This is a genomic window from Peribacillus acanthi, from assembly GCF_003073175.1.
GTDB lineage: Bacteria > Bacillota > Bacilli > Bacillales > DSM-1321 > Bacillus_BN > Bacillus_BN acanthi.
Genome location: NZ_QBBX01000025.1, coordinates 20,244 through 41,503 on the forward strand (window position 1 = coordinate 20,244; position 21,260 = coordinate 41,503).

Below are 21,260 nucleotides of genomic sequence, written 5' to 3' on the forward strand. Positions count from 1 at the left end.
CTTATTTAATTTCCTTCACTGAAACGGTCAAAGTTGCCAAGACTTCTGAATGAAGCTTCACTGGAATTTTTGTATGTCCTAGAGAGCGAATCCCTTCATTTAATTCCATTTTACGTTTATCAATTTTAATGCCATGTTTTGCTTGTAGTTCTTCCGCTACTTGCTTAGTAGTGATTGAGCCGAATAGACGTCCACCTTCACCAGCCTTGGCTTGGATTTCGACTGTAATTTTCTCTAACTTTTCTTTTAATTCCTTTGCGTTTTCAAGCTCTTCCACTGCCAATTGTTTTTCTTTATTTTTTTGGCCTTCTAGCTTGCTCATATTAGCATTGGAAGCTTCCACTGCTAAACCTTGTTTGATAAGGAAGTTTTGAGCATATCCATCTGCTACATTTTTAACTTCGCCTTTTTTCCCTTTACCTTTTACATCTTTCAAAAAAATGACCTTCATTCTTTTTGACTCCCTTCCAAATATTGATTTATAGCTTGTTTTAACCTCTGTTCAGCTTCTTCAATGCTGATTCCATAAAGTTGGGTAGCTGCATTTGTTAAATGCCCTCCCCCTTCCAGATCCTCCATGATAATCTGAACGTTCACATCTCCTAATGACCTAGCACTGATACCAACCATATTTTCTTCTCTGTAGGAAATAACAAAAGATGCGATTACACCATCCATCGTCAGTAGGGTATCTGCTGCTTGAGCAATCAGGATTTGTTCATTGATTTGTTCTTTATTACCTTTTGCAATTGCAATGCCTTCTTTATAAAACTCAACCGTTTCTATTAACTTCGATCGTTTTATATACGTATCTACGTCTTCCTTTAAAAACTTTTGGACTAATACAGTATCAGCGCCACGTGCACGAAGATAGGATGCAGCATCAAAGGTACGCGATCCTGTACGAAGAGTAAAGCTTTTTGTGTCAACAATGATTCCCGCTAATAACGCTGTAGCCTCTAGCATGTCGATTTTGCTTCGTTTTGGCTGATATTCCAACAACTCCGTCACTAGTTCTGCTGTAGAGGAAGCATACGGTTCCATATAGACCAGTAGTGCGTGGTTGATAAATTCTTCCCCTCTACGATGATGATCGATCACTACGACCTTCTCTGTCGCTCGCAAAATCTTCTCTTCAATCAACATGGATGGTTTATGTGTATCAACCACCACTAACAGAGTATCATCGGTTATCATTTCTAATGCATCCTCTGGACTAATGAAGCGAGAATACAGGTCAGGCTTATTCTTAATTTCCTGAATCAATCGTTGAACACCCGTATCGATTTCTTGAGAATTTAATACAATATAAGCTTCTCTCTCGTTCATTTGTGCAACTTTTTGAATTCCTATAGCAGCACCTATGGCATCCATATCGGGAAATTTATGGCCCATTACGATTACTTTATCACTATCTACAATAATATCCTTCAAAGCATGAGAAATGACGCGGGCACGTACCCTTGTTCGCTTTTCTACTGGGTTGGTTTTTCCACCATAGAATTTAACTTTACCATTTGTCAACTTGATGGCCACCTGGTCTCCCCCGCGCCCTAGAGCTAAATCTAAACTGGATTGGGCCAACAGACCAAGCTCAGGAAGAGAGGAAACACCAGAACCTACACCAATACTTAATGTCAAAGGGACATTTTGTTTAGTGGTCGTTTCTCTAATTTCATCTAGTATCGTAAATTTCCCTTTTTCAAGATGTTGAAGAATGTGTTCATTAAATATCCCAATGAAACGATCAGATGAAGTTCTTTTTAAAAAGACGCCATTATCTTTTGCCCATTTATCTAATAAGGATGTCACCATGCTGTTTAAACTACTTCGACGTTGGTCGTCCATTCCTTGCGTCAATTCGTCATAATTATCGAGGAAAATGATTGAAATGACGGTACGCTCATCTTCATATAATTTCTCAATCTCGACCTGTTCCGTTACATCAAAGAAGTATAATAAACGTTCTTCCCGTTTATGAATGACTTTGAATTTACGTTCATAGAGGGTAATAGTCTCCATTTCGACTTCTTGTTTAACGAATGGTATTAAGGTTTCTGCAACATCATACAATGAACGACTGACTAGAGTATCCTCATTAAAGCAAGATGCCATAAAAGGATTGGTCCATTCAATATAATTTTCATCATTAATTAGCATAATCCCAATTGGCATTTCCAATAAGGCTTCTTCGCCAACTTTTTTCAAACGATAAGAAAGTGTGGAGATATACTCCTCCGTTTCCTTCCGGTTTTCTGACTCCAGCCTGAACAACAGATAAAACAACCCCGAAATCATCACAAAACCGATTATTCCGACGATCCATTGGTAATAGGTTAGAATGACAAGAAGGACGACCACTACTCCTATTAGACCGTATATTGGATATCGAAATGATTGGTTTTTCAAATACGATGGCATACTTTCAGCTCCTAAAAGCACTTCTATGAAGAAAAGCTCCTATTTGGTTACTTCTTTTGAATCTTTTCTCTTAAATTAAAGCCTAAATCAATTATACCTAAAAATCGGATGAAAAAAAGAAGGACCGGTACGATTAAGGATAAGAGGGTGGTGATAACTGCAAGAGCTTTCGGCCACTTCTTTTCATAGCAAAAGTAAAAAATAAATGAGTATCCTTGAAGCAGCATTAAAAATTGAAGCATGAATATTAAATTCATTAATACCGTATATAAAAATTGTTCTGGTATAGGATTAATAAAATATGTAGCTAACATAACAATTAAATAATACCATAAAAGACTTTTAGGAAGACGAATTTCTCGAAACGCTAATAAAGCGAGTTTTTTTCCACTAAACCGTTTAACTAATGGATTACTCGCATAGAAAAACATCATCACCATTACCATGGAAGACACGACAATCAAACTAGGTAAAAGAATTTCCCCGAGCTTCATGGCGGCCTCTAATCGATCTATTAACGCCTTATTCTCTGGTTGCCCCAGTTTTTTCATTATTTCTTGTGACTGGGTAATGGCTTCTTTTGTCATATCCATTGAAATTTTAATAATATTAAAATCAAAAAATAGTGCCGCTACTCCATAAAATACAAGAACTGAACCTAAGAAAACAAGGACTGCTGCTATATATGTATCCAAAGCTTGTTTATTCCGATTTATGAATGATCCGATAGTTATACCCATAAATCCTATCATCATAGCAGTTGGAGCAGCAACCAATGTCCCGAATAGAGTTGCTAGCAATGTAGATACAAGAACAAAGCCCACTGACCAAGAAATCGTATTCTTTGCAGCAAACAAAATAAAAGGAACTGGCATGAACCACATCAATACAATGCCTAAAATAGGGATTTGGATAGACAAAAAGATCAATGAACTGAATATGGCAAGCAATACGCCACCTTCAGCAATTTTCTTTCCTTGGGTCATTTCTCACACCCCTTTCAAAATAAAATTCAACTCTCCTATTATATCATGGAGTTATATTACTACCTATTTTGGTTGACTATGATTTTTTTCAATTAAAAAGGCTCAACAAGGAAGATCCTCATTGAGCCTTTAATCAATTTAATTATTCACCAGATACGTATGGAAGTAAAGCCATAGTACGAGCGCGTTTGATAGCAACTGTTAATTTACGTTGGTATTTTGCGCTAGTTCCAGTTACACGACGAGGTAAAATTTTACCACGCTCAGATACGAACTTCTTAAGAAGATCTACATCTTTGTAATCGATTTTAGTGATGCCGTTAGAAGTAAAGAAACATACTTTACGTCTTTTAGCACGGCCACCTCTGCGTCCACCCATTGCCATTGGTTATTCCCTCCTTCAGTTTTAATTAGAATCAGGTTTAGAACGGTAGATCATCATCGGAAATATCAATCGTTTGACCGTTATTTGCGAATGGATCATCGTCTACACGAGTGTAATTGTTGCGTTGACCCTGATTTCGGTTTTCTCCATAAGAGTAATCGTCTCTTTGCTGTCCACCGAAAGAACCGCTCTCATTTCTGTTACTTCCTGATGCACCTGAATTTTTCGGTTCAAGGAATTGAACACTTTCAGCTGTGACTTCCGTAACATACACTCGCTTACCATCTTGTCCTTCATAATTACGTGTTTGAAGGCGACCATCCACGCCAGCTAAGCTTCCTTTTTTCAAGAAGTTTGCTACGTTTTCTGCCGGCTTACGCCACACCACACAGTTGATAAAGTCAGCTTCACGCTCACCCTGCTGATTCGAGAAAGCCCGATTCACAGCAAGAGTAAAAGTTGCCACTGGCACTCCACTTGGTGTGTAACGTAATTCAGGATCTTTTGTTAAGCGTCCTACTAATATGACGCGATTCATCATCAGAATCAACTCCCAATCTCATGTGATGTTTCACATGAAACATATATATTTAAATGGAATTATTCTTCTTCTTTAATTACGATATGGCGGATAATGTCTTCGCTGATTTTAGCAAGACGGTCAAATTCTTGAACCGCTGCAGCTTCTGCGTTAACTTTTTGAATCATGTAGAAGCCATCACGTAGATCATTGATTTCGTAAGCAAGACGACGCTTACCCCAATCTTTTGATTCTGCTAATTCCGCACCATTGTCAGTAAGGATTGTGTTGAAACGCTCAACTAAAGCTTTTTTAGCCTCTTCCTCAATGTTTGGACGGATGATGTACATAATTTCGTATTTTCTCATCACTGTCACCTCCTTTTGGTCTAACGGCCCATTATGGGCAAGGAGCAATTAAGTTAATTACTCACAAGTTGAAAGTATAGCATAGAACATAAGGAAATGCAATATCACAAAGAGAAAACCTATTTTTCTCTGTAATAAAAAAACAAAACCCTATCAATAGATAAGGTTTTGAAATATTTTATACGTTGAAACGGAAGTGAATTACATCTCCATCTTGAACGAAGTATTCTTTTCCTTCTAATCGCACTTTTCCAGCTTCTTTAGCAGCATTCATGGAACCGCCTGCAAGCAAGTCATCGTAGGATACGGTTTCAGCTCGGATAAAACCACGCTCGAAGTCAGAGTGAATGATTCCAGCACATTGAGGAGCCTTCATCCCTTTGCGGAATGTCCAAGCACGTACTTCCTGAACACCAGCAGTGAAATACGTAGCAAGTCCCAATAAGCTGTATGCAGCACGAATCAATTGATCAAGTCCAGACTCTTCAATGCCTAGTTCTGATAAGAACATTGCTTTTTCTTCACCATCAAGTTCAGAAATTTCTTCTTCGATTTTCGCACAGATTACGATTACTTCTGCGTTATCACCAGCTGCAAATTCCCTTACTTTTTGTACATACGGGTTTTCAGACGGATCAGCCACATCATCTTCCCCAACGTTTGCTACATAAAGTACAGGCTTGATTGTTAACAAATGTAGGCCTTTTGCAAGCTTCAATTGTTCTTCAGTAAATTCTACTGTACGAGCTGGCTTTTCATTTTCCAAAGCTTCTTTAAGCATTTCTAAAACTTCTTGTTCAGCCATTGCATCTTTATCTTTTTGCTTAGCCATTTTCCCTACTCTTGCAAGACGTTTATCAACTGATTCAAGATCAGCCAAAATAAGCTCTAAGTTGATTGTTTCGATATCATCGATCGGATCGACTTTACCAGAAACGTGTGTGATATTTTCATCTTCAAAACAACGAACAACCTGACAGATTGCATCTACTTCACGAATATGAGATAAGAACTTATTACCGAGTCCTTCACCCTTACTTGCCCCTTTAACAATCCCTGCAATATCCGTGAATTCAAATGTTGTAGGTACTGTTTTCTTAGGTTGAACTAAATCTGTTAATTTTTGCAAACGTTGATCTGGGACCTCTACAATGCCAACATTCGGTTCGATTGTACAAAACGGATAGTTTGCAGATTCAATTCCTGCTTGTGTGATTGCATTAAATAGAGTTGATTTTCCAACGTTCGGTAAACCAACGATTCCAGCTGTTAATGCCATGCCAATTCACTCCTCTAGTTCAGACTGTAATCTATGGATAAACACAAAATTAATTATGAATATTTTCTTATGAAACCCTACCCAATTATAGAGATTTCCCTATAAAAAGACAAGCATCGTTCTAATTGAATCCCTTCCTAGAATATTAAAGTTCAATTTTCCCCAAATTTAGAGGGCAAGCATACAAAATGCTTCTTAGCTTACTATTTGATTCCCGGTACTCGATTTGCAAGGTGATACCCCTCAAAAGAGTCAAAAAAAAGCACGCTTCATTCAGCATGCTTGACTAAAATCTTTTTTATTTTTCTTGTGAATTCTTTTCGAGGAATCATAACACTGTGGTCGCATCCTTCGCATTTAATGCGAATATCCATACCTAATCGAATGACTTTCCAACGATTAATGCCACAAGGATGGGGTTTTTTCATTTCTACGATATCATGTAATCCAAATTCCTTTTGTTCCATTACTTTTCCTCCCTATCCCCTTTGTTTCGTCCCTGGTTCATCTTGTCTGTTATACATGACCATGCGTGGGAATGGTATTTCAATTCCATTCTCGTCTAAACACTGTTTAATTTCTTTACGTAAAACCCTTGAAATGAAAAAGTGTTTCATTGGAGCCGTTTCAGCAGTGACTCGGTACACTACTTCGGAAGGGCCTAAAGTTTGAACACCTAAAAGTTCTGGGTCCTTAACTAGGTCCTCATATTTATCTTTCATATTTATTAGTAAATCTTTTATTACTCGCTCTGCAAATTCCATATCTCCTTCATATGCAATGCTGACGTCCACGACTGCAACACTATTATGAATTGAAAAGTTCGTCACTTCTAATATATTTCCATTTGGAATGATATGGACTTCGCCCGTAAAACTTTTTACTTTAGAAGTTCTTAACCCAATTTCCTCGACGGTTCCCTCAAACTGGCCAATCCGAACATAATCTCCTACTGAAAATTGATCTTCTAAGATTATGAAAAAACCAGTGATTACATCTTTCACTAAGCTTTGTGCACCAAAACCCACTGCAAGCCCTACTATTCCTGCTCCTGCTAATAATGCCTTCACATCGATAGTCAAAGCCTCTAGTACCATCATAAATGCTATGAAAAAGAGGACATATGTAAGGATATTTTCTAACAACTTCAGTATAGTCGCTTCTCTTCTTTCTGAAATTCGAAGAGGACTTTTCGATCTAACGAGGAAAAATTTTCGAATAATCGATTTCCCAATTCGGATGGCTATTCCAGCCAAAATTACAATGACTATGACTTTAATCAACATTTCCCCTAAGTTAATCCAGAGATCTTCATTGGAAAATTTTTCTACATATCTATTGATGATTTTTTCCGAATAACTCATATCGTACCTCTCTTTCAAAATGAAGTTTTTGCTTATGTATAAGAAGGGTATAAGAAAAATCATGATAAAGCTAAACTTCCTTTAGTCGAATCAATCGGACTTTTACGGGCAGTTAACTCCCAACTGTATTTCTTTTTTCCTTGTACTCCTAAAGTCTAGGTTGTACTGCCCGTTTATGCGGGATAAATAGTTTCTAAGATGAATATGTTATTAATTAGGAATAGATATACGAAATGAACACCTTTATTATAATGCCCTTTTTTTACAATCTCCACTACTGCATGTATACAATTTTCTGAATTTCCGTATACTGTTACTACATTTATAGAGGAGTGGGACTTAAATGAATTTTAATCCGGGATTTTTAGATAACAGTCGAGATAAGACCAGTAGAATCATATTCGAAGAACAAGACGCTGTAAAAAGAATATCAGAAGATTTACTTTCATTGTTCCCTGTCTCTAGAATCCAAAACGTTATTATTGTTTGTATTGGAACTGATCGTTCAACTGGAGATTCATTAGGTCCTCTCGTCGGAACCTTTCTATCAGAAAAAAATCCCACTTTCCATGTCTACGGTACATTAGAAGATCCCATTCATGCCGTTAACCTTGAAGAAAGGTTGACACAAATTAAAATGAACCACCATAACCCCTTTATCATTGGAGTGGATGCTTGTCTTGGAAGACTGAAAAATGTGGGAACAGTCCAGATAGGTGAAGGCCCTGTTAAACCTGGGGCTGGAGTTAATAAAGAACTGCCTCCCGTTGGTGATGCCCATATAACGGGAATTGTAAATGTAAGTGGATTTATGGAATTTTTTGTTTTACAGAATACGCGGTTGAATCTTGTCTTGAAAATGGCACGTACTATAGCGGATGGTATCCATTTAGCTAATAAACGGTACAAACCAACGAATGCTTTCTCCAAATTCGGTTGGGGATTCGATCAAGAACAAGCTTCCCAATAATTGAATCATAATAAGTAAAGGAGGGACAAAATTGTCTCTCCTCTTATAATTCTATATTAAAATAATAAAAAAATGAAACTAATGTAGCTACTACAAGTATGCCAGGCAATAGATTCGCTACCCTAATTTTCGTCAAACCGAGTAGATTCAACCCAATCGCCACAATCATTATACCACCTGCCGATGTCATTTCTACAACGAAGGAGTCTAATAATGCTGCAGGAACAAACCGATCAATTTGAGTAGCAAACAAAGCAATAATTCCTTGATACAACATGACAGGTATAGCAGAAAACAGTACACCTATCCCTAAAGTAGTAGCAAGTATGACAGATGTGAATCCATCTATAATTGCTTTTGTATAGAGTACATCATGATCTCCACGAATTCCGCTATCAAGCGCCCCAATAATGGCCATTGCCCCAATAACAAATATGAGTGTCGCAGTCACAAAGCCTTGCGATATGGAATTTCCTTCAGAGGATCCAAGCCTTTTCTCCAACCAATTTCCTAGCTGATTTAATTTCAAGTCGAGGTCAACTAATTCACCTATTACGGCTCCTCCAACCAAACTTAAAATTACAATAAGAAATTGCTCACTTTTAAATCCCATTTGTAATCCTAACACCGTAACTGCCAATCCAATCCCGCTCATAACAGTATCCTTCATCTTCTGTGGAATTCGATGAAAAAGTTTTCCTAGTAAAGTACCAACGATGATACATAGCCCATTTACAATCGTCCCTAAAAGAATCATTTTAATATCCTCTGTCTCTTCAATCAAATTGACTGTTTATTTTAAAATTAATATAGAAAAACACACTACTTTAATTTAATAGTGTGCAAATAATATTATTTTTTTTCCAATAATTCAAGGATGCGATTTAAATCCTCAGGTGAGAAAAATTCTATTTCAATTTTCCCTTTTTTCTTTTTCTGCGTAATCGTAACCGTCGTACCGAATCTTTCTCTCAGACTCTCTTCCTGTTCTCGTATAAATACATCTTTTTTCACAGGTTTTTTCACTGTTTCACGTGAAACATTCGTATTAATTTGTTGAATTAGGTGTTCTAATTGACGGACATTCAACTCTTCCTTAACAATCTTATCAACAATCAGTTTAAGCTGAGTCTTTTTCTTCAATCCTAGCAATGCTCGACCATGACCCATCGAGATTTTGCCTTCCGATATTAAATCCTGGATATCTATTGGCAAGGATAATAAGCGAATATGGTTCGTGATATGCGGACGGCTTTTTCCTAACCTTTTCGCCAGTTCTTCCTGTGTTAACGAGAGCTTATCCAGTAAAGATTGATATGCGATGGCTTCTTCAATTGGAGTTAAATCCTCACGCTGAAGGTTTTCTAAGACAGCAAGCTCCATCATCTGCTGACTTGTTAAATCCCGTACAACTACTGGCACTTTTTTTAGGCCAGCAGCCTTAGCCGCTCTAAATCTTCTTTCACCGACGACAATTTCATATCCTTTGACGCTTTTTTTCGCAATGATGGGTTGTAGAATTCCATGCTGAAGAATTGATTCCTTCAATTCTTCGATAGCTTCCGCTTTAAATAGTTTCCTAGGTTGGTAAGGGTTAGGTCTCAACTCTTTTATGCTAATCTCAATTACAGCATCTTCTTTGTTTGCCTCAAGATCTGGGAATAGCGCGTTAATCCCTTTTCCTAGTCCTTTAGCCATTTGAAACCACTTCCTTTGCCAAATCTAAATAAACCTCTGCTCCCCTTGACTTTGGATCATAAATGATGATCGGTTCGCCGTGGCTCGGTGCTTCACTTAAACGAATATTACGAGGGATGATTGTTTTATACACTTTATCTTGGAAGTATTTTTTCACTTCTTCTATGACTTGAATGCCAAGATTTGTCCTTGCATCTAACATCGTTAGAAGTACCCCTTCAATTTTCAATTCCTGGTTAAGATGTTTTTGTACAAGTCTTACAGTATTAAGCAATTGACTTAATCCTTCCAAAGCATAGTACTCACACTGAACCGGAATTAGGACTGCATCTGAAGCGGTTAATGCGTTAATTGTAAGTAAGCCTAGCGATGGAGGACAATCAATAATAATATAATCATAGTCATCCTTCACTTCTTCAAGTGCACGTTTTAGGCGCACCTCACGTGAGATAGTGGGAACCAACTCAATTTCTGCACCAGCCAATTGAATGGTAGCCGGCAATACATAGAGGTTTTCCACTTTTGCAGGCTTAATGACGTCTGATGCTTCGACGTCATCTACTAATACATCGTAAATGCACTGATCGACATCGGCCTTTTCAATACCGATTCCACTCGTTGCATTACCTTGAGGATCTATATCTACCATTAATACTTTCTTTCCTATGTAAGCCAAGCAAGCACCTAAGTTAACAGACGTTGTGGTTTTGCCAACGCCTCCTTTTTGGTTTGCTATGGAGATAATTTTACCCACGATGTCACCTACCTTACCCTTCCCTTAACATTTATATATATCTAGTAAATTTATTTAATTTGAATGAATAGAACTGCACTTATTCTATTTTATCATGAAAGTATGTTTAGGAAATTTATTTCTAAAAACTTTTAGAAATACAAATGATATTTGATGGAAATAAATTTAGAGAGAATGATATAGAAGAGAAAAAAAGACGACTAAAGATTGGAAACATGCCTGTCCCTTCCTTTCAGCCGTCGTATATGTGTCTATCATTATATAAAAGCCATGATTTAAGAACGTTTCTTAGGAATTTTAATGGTGAACTGATAATAATCCTCAAACTCTTCTTCTTCTGAATCTAGATTGATTCCATTGTCTGTCACCATCGTTAAGGATTGTCTAATCGTATTTACTGCAATCCTCATATCCTTACTGAATGCTTTACGCTTTGGTTTAGCCTTTTTATCAGGGGAAGTAAGCATTTTAACAACACGTTCTTCCGTCTGTTTTACATTCAGATTCTTTTCAATGATTTCCTGTAATAAAAAGACCTGTTTTTGAGGATCTTTTAAAGGAATTAAAGATCGTGCATGTCGTTCCGTTATTTTTTTGGCAAGCACGGCCTCTTGTATCTCTTGTGGAAGCTTTAAGAGTCTAAGCTTATTAGCTACAGTAGACTGACCAATCCCCAGTCTTTGGGCAAGGGCCTCTTGTGTCAGGTTATGCAATTCGAGAAGTTTGCCATAGGCAATGGCTTCTTCAATTGGAGAAAGCTCTTCTCGTTGTAAATTTTCAATCAAGGCTACAGAAGCTGTTTCGGTATCATTGAAGTCTTTGATAAGAACCGGAGCAGTTTCCCAGCCAAGCTTTTGCAATGCACGGAATCGTCTTTCTCCAGCAATGATTTCAAATTTCCCAGGTTCATAAGATCGAACAACAATCGGCTGTATTATTCCGTGCGTATGAATCGTTTGAGCTAGTTCAGCAATTTTATCATCGTTAAATACTGTCCTTGGCTGATATCGATTTGGAACGATATCAGCAATGGGGATATTCTTTATCTCCTCGTTGCTACTTGGCTTTTCCACTTCTACCGTTTGTTCTTCCTTTTCGCCTATCCCAAAAAGTCGCGAAAAAGGCTTCATATCCCTACACCACCTTTATGAAACTCCCAATGATACATATTCTCTATAGAAACGACATGTTCCTTCTATAAATTGGCGACAAAATCAAACAAAATTCGAGGTAACGTTTCACATGAAACATTACTATTACATCGTCAACTATCCATGCTTTTCCGTATCCGATACTTAAGATTTTACCTTAAATAAACCAAATCTTCACTATTTATTCTATAGGTAATTTGTTTGGTGTGCCAGGTTTACGAGGATATTTTTTAGGAGTAGACTTCCTTTTCTTCACAGTGATAATATTTCTTTCACTTTCCTCAAAAGGAAGAACGAACGAATCGATTTTCTCTATTTCCCCTCCAAAAGTTGCGATTGCTTTTTTGCCCATATCAAGCTCTTCATTCGCGCTAGCTGCTTTCATAGCGACAAAATATCCATCAACTTTCACTAAAGGCATACATAATTCTGATAAAACCGACATTCTCGCTACTGCGCGTGCAGTCACTAGGTCATAAGCTTCACGATGTTTCGGATTTTGTCCAAATGTTTCTGCACGATCATGATAAAAATGGACATTTTCCAACTGCAATGATTTCGCTAAGTGATCCAAAAATGAAATTCTTTTATTTAAAGAATCAACAATGGATACTTGTAGGTGTGGAAAGCAAATTTTAATCGGAATGCTCGGGAAGCCAGCTCCTGCCCCCACATCACAAATGGATAATGGTGCAGAGAAATCCGTATAAAAAGCTGCTGATATAGAATCAAAAAAGTGCTTCAAGTATACTTCATACTTGTCCGTAATTGCTGTCAGATTCATTTTCTCATTCCACTCAACAAGCAATTGATAGTAAAGCTCAAATTGCTCTAGCTGCTTAGGAGAAAGAATAATATCTTTCTCCGCCAACAGCTGCTGAAATTGTTCAACATTCATTTAAAATAACCTCGTTATATAAAGGATAGTGTTTCATACTAATTAATTCGTGCGATTTTTCCTTGCTCAATATAGACTAACAAAATGGAAATATCAGCAGGATTTACTCCTGAAATCCTAGATGCTTGAGCAATGGATAATGGTCGAACTTGCTTAAGTTTTTGTCGAGCTTCTGAAGCAAGACTAGAAATAGCATCATAATCGATGTTTTCCGGTATCTTTTTATCTTCCATTTTTTTAAGTTTATCAACCTGTTGCAAGGATTTTTCAATATATCCTTCGTATTTAATCTGGATTTCTACTTGTTCTTTTACATCTTCATGAAGCTCCATTTCGCTCGGAGCAACCTGTTCTATATGGTTATAATTCATCTCTGGTCTTTTTAGTAGATCTGCAGCACGGATTCCGTCTTTTAACTCACTTCCCCCGACACTTCGTATGATTTCTTGTAACTGTGGTGTAGGTTTTAATAAAGTAGCTTGAAGACGCTCTCTTTCTGTTTCAATTGCCGCTTTTTTATCCAGAAAAGATTTGTATCTTTCTTCCTTTATTAATCCAATTTTATGACCGATCGCAGTCAATCTTAAATCCGCGTTATCATGACGAAGCAATAATCGATATTCTGCACGTGATGTCAGTAAACGATAAGGTTCATTTGTGCCTTTTGTGACTAGATCATCTATTAAAACGCCGATATAGGCATCAGACCTGCTTAGGATTAGTTCTTCTTTATCTAATGATTTCAGACCGGCATTAATACCTGCCATTAACCCTTGGCCAGCCGCTTCTTCATACCCTGATGTACCATTGATTTGGCCTGCTGTGTAAAGATTTTTCACTTTTTTTGTTTCAAGTGTTGGCCAAAGTTGGGTTGGGACTACTGCATCATATTCAATGGCATATCCAGCACGCATCATTTGAACATTTTCTAACCCTGGAATAGAAGCGAGCATCTTCATCTGAACATCTTCCGGTAAGCTAGTTGAAAGTCCTTGCACATAAACTTCTTGAGTATTTTTCCCTTCTGGTTCCAGGAAAATCTGATGTCTCGGCTTATCATTAAAACGAACTACTTTGTCTTCGATGGATGGACAATATCTTGGTCCAGTTCCTTTGATCATACCCGAATACATCGGTGAACGATGTAGGTTCTCATCAATGATTTGATGGGTTGTTTCACTAGTGTATGTTAACCAACATGGAAGTTGGTCGGTAATGTATTGGGTCGTCTCATAAGAAAATGCCCTAGGAACATCGTCTCCAGGTTGAATTTCTGTTTTACTATAATCAATCGTATGACTATTAACACGCGGTGGCGTTCCTGTTTTAAAGCGAACTAAATCAAAGCCCAGTTCTTCGAGATGTTCTGAAAGCTTAATTGAAGGCTGTTGATTATTAGGACCACTAGAATACTTCAATTCCCCAAGGATGATTTCACCTCGTAAAAACGTTCCAGTTGTAATAACGACAGTCTTTGAACGGTAAATTGCTCCTGTTTGGGTCACCACGCCCTTACACTCGTCATCCTCGATTATTAAACGTTCAACCATCCCTTGCATTAACGTTAAGTTAGGCTCGTTTTCAATCGTTTTTTTCATTTCATGTTGATAAGAGAACTTGTCTGCTTGTGCTCGCAATGCGCGAACTGCTGGACCTTTCCCTGTGTTCAGCATTCTCATTTGAATGTGGGTCTTATCGATGTTTTTCCCCATTTCCCCGCCTAGGGCATCAATTTCACGGACAACGATTCCCTTGGCTGGACCACCTACTGATGGATTACACGGCATAAATGCAACCATGTCTAAGTTAATCGTCAGCATAAGCGTCTTGGCACCAAGTCGAGCAGCTGCAAGGCCAGCCTCACAGCCAGCATGTCCCGCACCTACGACGACAACATCGAAGCTACCTGCTTCATATGACATATCTTTACCCTCCTAATTTCTTTTCCCTATATCTATCGATTCATTATTTCCCAAGACAGAATTGTGAAAACAGTTGATCAATCAAACTTTCATGGACACTGTCTCCAATGACCTCACCGAGTAACTCCCATGCTCTTGTAAAATCGATTTGAACAAGATCAATAGGAGTGCCACTTTCAATCGCTTCAATAGCATCTTCCATAGCATTCAAGGCTTGCTCGATTAGCGCAATATGTCGAGTATTTGATAGGTAAGTCATGTCACCTGATTCAATGCTTCCTTCAAAAAATAAGGAGGCTATCGCTTCCTCTAGCTCATCCACACCTTGATCTTCTAATAAGGAAGTGGTGATGAGCGGATTTTGGGAAGCAAGTTCTTTTACTCGTTCCATATTAATTTTCTGAGGAAGGTCTGTCTTATTTACGATGACAATAACATCCATTCCTTCAACAGCCTTAAACAGATTTTCATCTTCAAATGACAAATCATCTGAATAATTTAAAACAAGCAAAATTAAATCCGCTTCTTTTAAAACTGCGCGTGACCGTTCTACACCAATCCGTTCAACTATATCTTCCGTTTCACGAATTCCAGCTGTGTCAAGAAGTCTTAATGGGACTCCCCTCACATTGACATATTCCTCTATGACATCGCGAGTCGTTCCAGGTATATCCGTTACGATCGCCTTATTTTCATGGACAAGACTATTTAATAATGAAGATTTTCCGACATTAGGTCTTCCGACAATCACTGTAGAAATACCTTCTCGTAAAATCTTTCCCTGTTGGGAAGTCTGCAACAGTTTTTGTAACTCTTTACTAACATCGACTGCTTTTTTCATGAAAAGTTGGTGAGTCATCTCTTCCACATCATCGTATTCCGGATAATCAATGTTTACTTCTACGTGAGCCAATGTTTCAAGGATTTCCTGTCGTAGCTTTCTAATAAGAGACGCCAATCTTCCCTCCATTTGATTGAGGGCTACATTCATAGCTCGATCCGTTTTTGCACGGATTAAATCCATTACGGCTTCGGCTTGTGATAAATCAATTCTTCCATTTAAGAAAGCACGTTTCGTAAACTCACCTGGTTCTGCAAGTCTTGCACCGTTTGAAAGAACGAGCTTTAATACTCGATTGACAGAGACAAGTCCGCCGTGACAGTTTATTTCTACCACATCTTCTCTTGTAAATGTCTTAGGACCTTTCATGACCGAGATCATGACTTCCTCTATTACTTCACCGTTTCTTGGGTCAACGAGATGTCCATAATGGATGGTATGGGATTTTACATTGCCCAACTTTTTCCCCTGAGGCCCCTGATAGAGTTTATCAGCTATACGAATCGCTTCCTCTCCACTTAGGCGAACTATTGCGATCGCTCCCTCTCCCATCGGGGTAGAAATCGCAGCAATTGTATCAAATTCCATTCCGCGTCACCTCTTTATCAATATATAAAAAACACAAAGTATAATTTAAATTCTATTACTGTTCATAATTCCCTAAATTACTACAATAGCACACGATATAAAGTAAAAAAAGAGAAATACTTAAAAACAGACATACTTATCCACATTAAAAATTGTTTTGTATCGAACATTGTAACTTATCCACATGTGAATAACAATTTAAGAACAAAGAAGTTGATTTCCACTCCGGACGCACGCCCACAGAAAGCAAGCGTCTGGAGCGGAAAAACAGACCATTTAACAGAGGTCATAAAAAACCCCTTTGCCTACAAGACAAAGGGGGAATACTCTATTATTTTTTCAATTCATACGCAATTACGATATGACGATGAGGCTCTGTCCCATGTGAATACGTTCGAATTTGAGGATATTTCATTAAAGCGGTATGAATGACTTTTCGCTCATAAGATGGCATTGGTTCAAAGGACACTTCTTTTTTCGTTCTGATTACTTTTTGTGCCATTCGGTCCGCAAGCTGAGTCAACGTTTCATTTCTGCGAAGACGATAGTCCTCGGCATCTAGTAACACTGTCAAATATTGCTTCGAATACCGGTTTGCCACAAGTTGTGTCAAGTATTGAAGGGAATTTAAAGTTTGTCCCCTTTTTCCAATTAAAAGAGCAATTTTTTCTCCTGATAGCTGAATATGAAGGTTTTTGCCTTCTTTTTTCACTTGAATGTCAATTTCGACACCCATTTTTTCACTAACATTTCGGAGAAAACTAACTGTCTCATCAATAGGATCAGGATGGAGGACTACTTTTACAATCGACTCCTTCTTACCAAAAAGTCCTAGGAAACCTTTTTTACCTTCATCAATGATGGTTATTTCTACTTTTTCTCTGGTTGTTTGAAGCTGAGCTAAAGCGGATTCTACTGCTTCCTCGACATTTTGTCCTGTAGCAGTTACTTCTTTCACTTTTTCGCTCCTCCTGCAGTAGCATTCGTCTTTAATTCAGGTCCTTTAATAAAGTATGTTTGAACAATCATGAACAAGTTCCCTACTACCCAGTACAGAGATAATGCAGATGGGAAGTTGATTGCAAAAACAACAATCATGATTGGCATGATCCAAAGCATCATCGCCATTTGAGGATTTGCCTCTTGGCCAGCCATCATCATTTTTTGTTGGATAAACGTTGTGATACCCGCAACCACTGGCAAAATAAAGAATGGATCTTTTTCCCCTAAATCGAACCAAAGGAAATTATGATTAGCAATCTCTTGAGTTCTCATAATCGCGTGGTAAAAACCAATCAAAATTGGCATTTGAACTAGTAATGGGAAACATCCAGCAAGTGGATTAACACCATGCGTCTGGAATAATGCCATGGTTTCTTGTTGAAGCTTTTGTTGTGTCTGTGCATCTTTCGAGCTATATTTCTCACGAAGTCTTTGCATTTCTGGTTGTAAAGCTTGCATAGCTTTAGAGCTCTTTGTTTGTTTGATCATTAAAGGCAAAATTAGCAATCTGATTAATAAAGTTACGGCAATGATCCCAAAACCATAACTTCCTCCCAGAAATTCTGATACCTTTACAATCAGTAAAGAAAGAGGATAAACAATAAATTCATTCCAAAACCCTTTGCTCTCAGATGTTATAGGATCATTTACCTCAGTACATCCTGTTAGCAGTATCATCAAGGAAACTAATCCAAGGATGACCAATAATCGTTTCTTCAAACGCTTTTTCCTCCTTACTAACTTTTACTTTATTGTTAACAGCCAAAATGGCTAGAAAACTCTTCATGATTTCTAGAAATACAATTCTCTATAGATATCCAGTATTCCTACATAGTCCTAAAAAAGATTAAAGTGGATTACTAAAATCGAATGCATCATATGACTTTATTTTTTTTGTTGAAAAATCTTCGCACGTTTAAATACATGAATGAGACTTTTTTTGACTTCAAAAAAATCCATGTCAGCAGCTGGTTTTCTGGCAATCACTATATAATCCTTATCGATTTCCAGGCCATCCTTTAATTCCAGGAATGCTTGCCGTATGTATCTTTTAATTTGATTACGCATGACTGCGTTGCCGATTTTTTTACTGACAGAAAGACCCACTCGATAATATCCTTGAGCAGGTTTATTTAGGACATAAATAACAAACTGTCGATTGGCGAAAGATTCCCCTTTTTGAAAAACTTCCTGAAAATCGTTATTTTTCTTAATCCGAAATTTTTTTTTCATTTCATTACACCTTCAAAAAGAACGAGGATTCCGCTAAAAGAACAACACATTCTCTTTCAGCTCAATAAGAATACATTCTTTCCAATCTATATTTGAATCAAACATTTAGAACCATAAGATAAACTTACCTTCATGTTGGTTTCTATAACTTTATATTTTAGGAAAAAACAAAAAAAGAATGACAGCCCACAGTACCGTCGCTGCCATTCTTAAAAAAAAGACCACTGAGACTGATCAGTGGCCTATGCAGATAATACTTTTCTGCCCTTACGACGGCGTGCAGCTAATACTTTACGTCCGTTTTTAGTGCTCATACGCGCACGGAAACCGTGAACTTTACTACGCTTACGCTTATTTGGTTGATAAGTTCTTTTCATTATATGACACCTCCCTGAGGAATAACAGTTAAAGACAGTCCTTCTAATTATATAGACGAGACATAAAAATTGTCAACCATCTTTCAAAAAACATCTCAATTAAAAAAATAGACAGATAAAAGTTTAATACAATTGATAACCTAACTGCAAGTTAACTATTGCATTGCAGAAAAGGTTTCACATTTTTTCCCCTACTATTAATCCTTATATCCGCCCATATTTATATTCTCCTCTATATTGAATCAAACTTTCATAAAATCATCAAATTAACTTAGGTATGTTCCTCCATCCAAACCGCAAATGATATAGATCGAAAATAATTCATTGGTTAAACAGAGAAAGGAAAAGACTCATCCCATCTTAATTGTAATTTTTATTTAAAAAGCGTGACCTTTGAATACAGTAAGAGACACTTGCCTTTAAATATAGTAAATAAAATTAAATTAAAAGCAACAAAATTTACGAAAACAGCCAAATTAAAAAATATTTTTTCTGGAATTTATTATACAAAAAGTATTATGTGGATAATTATTTCGACATTTTTTTCTTATCCACATCACTAATTGACAGGTTTTTCACAACTTAGACTCTTGTGGAAAATTATTGTCCCCATGATTTTGGTATTGTGGATAACCAATAAAAAGCATTGCAACCACTCAAAGTTTTTGATATTATTACTTTGTTTTCATTCTGGATAACTTTATTCACAGTTTTCACTTATCCACAAACTGTGAATAACCTGTGGACAGGTTATTCACCTTGTTAGTAACTTTTCATCCACAACCAGTGGATATTGTCGAAAATTGTTTTCTTACCTTATTATATATTTTTCCCATTCATCTGTTTGTATAAAAATGAAATTAACAATCAAACGAGCCGAAAATACTTGTACATATGTTGTACAAGTAGCTTTGGAGACGCTTTTTTTCATAGATAAACTATGGAATTTATTTTGACATGGAGCAAAATTATATAGAGAGAAAACCTTGCAAAGGAGGGAATCTGTTTGGAAAATATAGCTGCCTTATGGAGCCAGGCACTTAAAGAAATCGAAAAGAAAATTAGTAAACCAAGCTTTGAAACATGGCTGAAATCCACAAAGGCTCATACCTTGCAAGGAGACACATTAACGGTAACCGCACCGAATGAGTTTGCCAGGGACTGGCTTGAAGAACGCTATGCTCCTCTGATTTCAGGAGTTTTATATGATGTAACAGGCGAAGAATTGACGGTAAAGTTCATCATTCCCCAAAATCAAGGGGAAGAAGATTTTGATATTCCAACGCCGGCAAAAAAACCGAAAAGACGAGAAGAGGAACAAATCGATTTTCCTCAAAATATGTTGAATCCTAAATACACTTTCGACACATTCGTTATTGGATCAGGCAACCGTTTTGCCCATGCTGCGTCTCTTGCAGTGGCTGAAGCACCAGCAAAGGCGTATAATCCGCTATTCATTTACGGGGGCGTAGGACTAGGAAAGACCCACTTAATGCATGCCATTGGCCATTATGTTTTAGAACATAATCCATCAGCAAAAGTTGTCTATTTATCTTCTGAGAAATTCACAAATGAATTCATTAACTCGATTCGTGACAATAAAGCAGTTGATTTTAGAAATAAATATCGTAGTGTCGACGTCCTGCTTATTGACGATATTCAATTCTTGGCTGGAAAAGAACAAACACAGGAAGAATTTTTCCATACGTTCAATACCCTACATGAAGAGAGCAAACAAATAGTCATCTCTAGTGACCGACCACCTAAAGAAATTCCAACTCTAGAAGACCGCCTTCGTTCAAGATTTGAGTGGGGGTTAATCACAGACATTACGCCACCAGATTTAGAAACAAGGATTGCTATTCTGAGAAAGAAAGCAAAAGCAGAAGGCCTAGATATCCCAAATGAAGTGATGCTTTATATCGCGAACCAAATTGACTCCAATATTCGTGAGCTCGAAGGTGCACTAATCCGCGTAGTGGCTTACTCTTCTTTAATAAATAAGGATATAAACGCTGATTTGGCAGCAGAAGCATTAAAAGATATCATTCCAAGCTCAAAACCGAAAATCATTACGATACATGATATTCAAAAAGCTGTAGGGGATCATTACAGTGTAAAATTAGAGGATTTTAAAGCGAAAAAGCGTACGAAAACGGTTGCCTTCCCAAGACAAATCGCTATGTATTTATCGAGGGAGTTAACTGATTTTTCATTACCCAAAATTGGGGATGAGTTTGGTGGACGTGACCACACGACGGTTATTCATGCTCATGAAAAAATCTCAAAGCTTTTACAAACTGATTCTCAATTGCAAAGGCAACTGAAAGAAATTAATGAGCGATTAAAAGTATAAAACTTGTGGGAAAATGTTAATAACCTGCAATAGTTTATGCACAGTCTGTCCACATGTGGATAGACTGTTTTTCCTTAGTATTTTAGAGTTATCCACATGTTCACAGGCCCTATTACTATTACTACTAATTTTTTTATAAAAAATAAT

Annotated in this window: 22 protein-coding genes; 2 read left to right on the forward strand and 20 right to left on the reverse strand. The window is 37.3% G+C overall.

Annotated elements, in window-relative coordinates; all coding sequences use genetic code 11:
- Window position 1: 1 nt before the first annotated feature.
- From rplI to DBX25_RS18680, 9 genes are all read right to left on the reverse strand, one after another.
- Complete coding sequence (gene rplI / locus DBX25_RS18640; protein WP_108672260.1) at window positions 2-451, reverse strand: 50S ribosomal protein L9; 450 nt, start codon at window positions 449-451, stop codon at window positions 2-4.
- Complete coding sequence (locus DBX25_RS18645) at window positions 448-2,421, reverse strand: DHH family phosphoesterase (RefSeq protein ID WP_108672261.1); 1,974 nt, start codon at window positions 2,419-2,421, stop codon at window positions 448-450. Before DBX25_RS18645 ends, rplI begins: the two co-directional genes overlap by 4 nt.
- 47 nt (window positions 2,422-2,468) lie before the next feature.
- The gene (locus DBX25_RS18650) at window positions 2,469-3,407 is read right to left on the reverse strand and encodes a YybS family protein (protein WP_108672262.1); all 939 of its coding nucleotides are present in this window, start codon (window positions 3,405-3,407) and stop codon (window positions 2,469-2,471) included.
- Window positions 3,408-3,549: 142 nt separating this feature from the next.
- Window positions 3,550-3,786, reverse strand: a complete 237-nt coding sequence (gene rpsR, locus DBX25_RS18655; RefSeq protein ID WP_205439673.1) for a 30S ribosomal protein S18 — start codon at window positions 3,784-3,786, stop codon at window positions 3,550-3,552.
- A 43-nt stretch (window positions 3,787-3,829) separates the two neighbouring features.
- Complete coding sequence (ssb, locus tag DBX25_RS18660; protein ID WP_108672264.1) at window positions 3,830-4,333, reverse strand: single-stranded DNA-binding protein; 504 nt, start codon at window positions 4,331-4,333, stop codon at window positions 3,830-3,832.
- Window positions 4,334-4,392: 59 nt separating this feature from the next.
- Window positions 4,393-4,680, reverse strand: coding sequence for a 30S ribosomal protein S6 (gene rpsF / locus DBX25_RS18665; protein ID WP_108672265.1), 288 nt, complete (start codon window positions 4,678-4,680; stop codon window positions 4,393-4,395).
- A gap of 178 nt (window positions 4,681-4,858) precedes the next feature.
- Entirely contained in the window at window positions 4,859-5,959 is a 1,101-nt protein-coding gene (ychF, locus tag DBX25_RS18670; RefSeq protein ID WP_108672266.1) for a redox-regulated ATPase YchF, read from the reverse strand.
- A gap of 269 nt (window positions 5,960-6,228) precedes the next feature.
- Window positions 6,229-6,426, reverse strand: a complete 198-nt coding sequence (locus DBX25_RS18675; protein WP_108672267.1) for a DUF951 domain-containing protein — start codon at window positions 6,424-6,426, stop codon at window positions 6,229-6,231.
- A gap of 12 nt (window positions 6,427-6,438) precedes the next feature.
- A complete protein-coding gene (locus DBX25_RS18680) occupies window positions 6,439-7,323 on the reverse strand; it encodes a mechanosensitive ion channel family protein (RefSeq protein WP_108672268.1) in 885 nt (294 codons plus the stop codon).
- Window positions 7,324-7,666: 343 nt separating this feature from the next.
- Here DBX25_RS18680 and yyaC point away from each other — a divergent pair, with 343 nt between their 5' ends.
- Complete coding sequence (gene yyaC, locus DBX25_RS18685) at window positions 7,667-8,293, forward strand: spore protease YyaC (protein ID WP_108672269.1); 627 nt, start codon at window positions 7,667-7,669, stop codon at window positions 8,291-8,293.
- Window positions 8,294-8,336: 43 nt separating this feature from the next.
- On the opposite strand, the gene DBX25_RS18690 is transcribed toward yyaC, so the two are convergent.
- The 11 genes from DBX25_RS18690 to rpmH form a co-directional block, all read right to left on the reverse strand.
- The gene (locus DBX25_RS18690; RefSeq protein ID WP_108672270.1) at window positions 8,337-9,050 is read right to left on the reverse strand and encodes a DUF554 domain-containing protein; all 714 of its coding nucleotides are present in this window, start codon (window positions 9,048-9,050) and stop codon (window positions 8,337-8,339) included.
- 95 nt (window positions 9,051-9,145) lie between these two features.
- Window positions 9,146-9,991, reverse strand: coding sequence for a ParB/RepB/Spo0J family partition protein (locus DBX25_RS18695; RefSeq protein WP_108672271.1), 846 nt, complete (start codon window positions 9,989-9,991; stop codon window positions 9,146-9,148).
- Entirely contained in the window at window positions 9,984-10,745 is a 762-nt protein-coding gene (locus DBX25_RS18700; protein ID WP_108672272.1) for a ParA family protein, read from the reverse strand. Before DBX25_RS18700 ends, DBX25_RS18695 begins: the two co-directional genes overlap by 8 nt.
- 275 nt (window positions 10,746-11,020) lie before the next feature.
- Complete coding sequence (gene noc, locus DBX25_RS18705; RefSeq protein ID WP_108672273.1) at window positions 11,021-11,875, reverse strand: nucleoid occlusion protein; 855 nt, start codon at window positions 11,873-11,875, stop codon at window positions 11,021-11,023.
- Between the two features lie 202 nt (window positions 11,876-12,077).
- Complete coding sequence (gene rsmG / locus DBX25_RS18710; protein ID WP_108672274.1) at window positions 12,078-12,794, reverse strand: 16S rRNA (guanine(527)-N(7))-methyltransferase RsmG; 717 nt, start codon at window positions 12,792-12,794, stop codon at window positions 12,078-12,080.
- Window positions 12,795-12,832: 38 nt separating this feature from the next.
- Window positions 12,833-14,716 carry a tRNA uridine-5-carboxymethylaminomethyl(34) synthesis enzyme MnmG gene (gene mnmG / locus DBX25_RS18715; RefSeq protein ID WP_108672275.1) on the reverse strand — a complete coding sequence of 628 codons (1,884 nt, stop codon included), beginning with the start codon at window positions 14,714-14,716 and terminating at the stop codon, window positions 12,833-12,835.
- Between the two features lie 43 nt (window positions 14,717-14,759).
- Window positions 14,760-16,145, reverse strand: coding sequence for a tRNA uridine-5-carboxymethylaminomethyl(34) synthesis GTPase MnmE (gene mnmE / locus DBX25_RS18720; protein WP_108672276.1), 1,386 nt, complete (start codon window positions 16,143-16,145; stop codon window positions 14,760-14,762).
- A 331-nt stretch (window positions 16,146-16,476) separates the two neighbouring features.
- On the reverse strand, window positions 16,477-17,103 hold the full coding sequence (gene jag, locus DBX25_RS18725) for an RNA-binding cell elongation regulator Jag/EloR (RefSeq protein ID WP_108672277.1): 627 nt from the start codon (window positions 17,101-17,103) through the stop codon (window positions 16,477-16,479).
- Entirely contained in the window at window positions 17,100-17,825 is a 726-nt protein-coding gene (spoIIIJ, locus tag DBX25_RS18730; protein WP_420812968.1) for a YidC family membrane integrase SpoIIIJ, read from the reverse strand. Before spoIIIJ ends, jag begins: the two co-directional genes overlap by 4 nt.
- A gap of 207 nt (window positions 17,826-18,032) precedes the next feature.
- Window positions 18,033-18,380, reverse strand: coding sequence for a ribonuclease P protein component (gene rnpA, locus DBX25_RS18735; protein WP_108672279.1), 348 nt, complete (start codon window positions 18,378-18,380; stop codon window positions 18,033-18,035).
- 242 nt (window positions 18,381-18,622) lie between these two features.
- Window positions 18,623-18,757: a 50S ribosomal protein L34 gene (gene rpmH, locus DBX25_RS18740; protein ID WP_108672280.1), complete on the reverse strand. Its 135-nt coding sequence runs from the start codon at window positions 18,755-18,757 to the stop codon at window positions 18,623-18,625.
- Between the two features lie 1,006 nt (window positions 18,758-19,763).
- On the opposite strand from rpmH, the gene dnaA reads away from it, so the two are divergent.
- On the forward strand, window positions 19,764-21,113 hold the full coding sequence (dnaA, locus tag DBX25_RS18745; protein WP_108672281.1) for a chromosomal replication initiator protein DnaA: 1,350 nt from the start codon (window positions 19,764-19,766) through the stop codon (window positions 21,111-21,113).
- Window positions 21,114-21,260 lie beyond the last annotated feature (147 nt).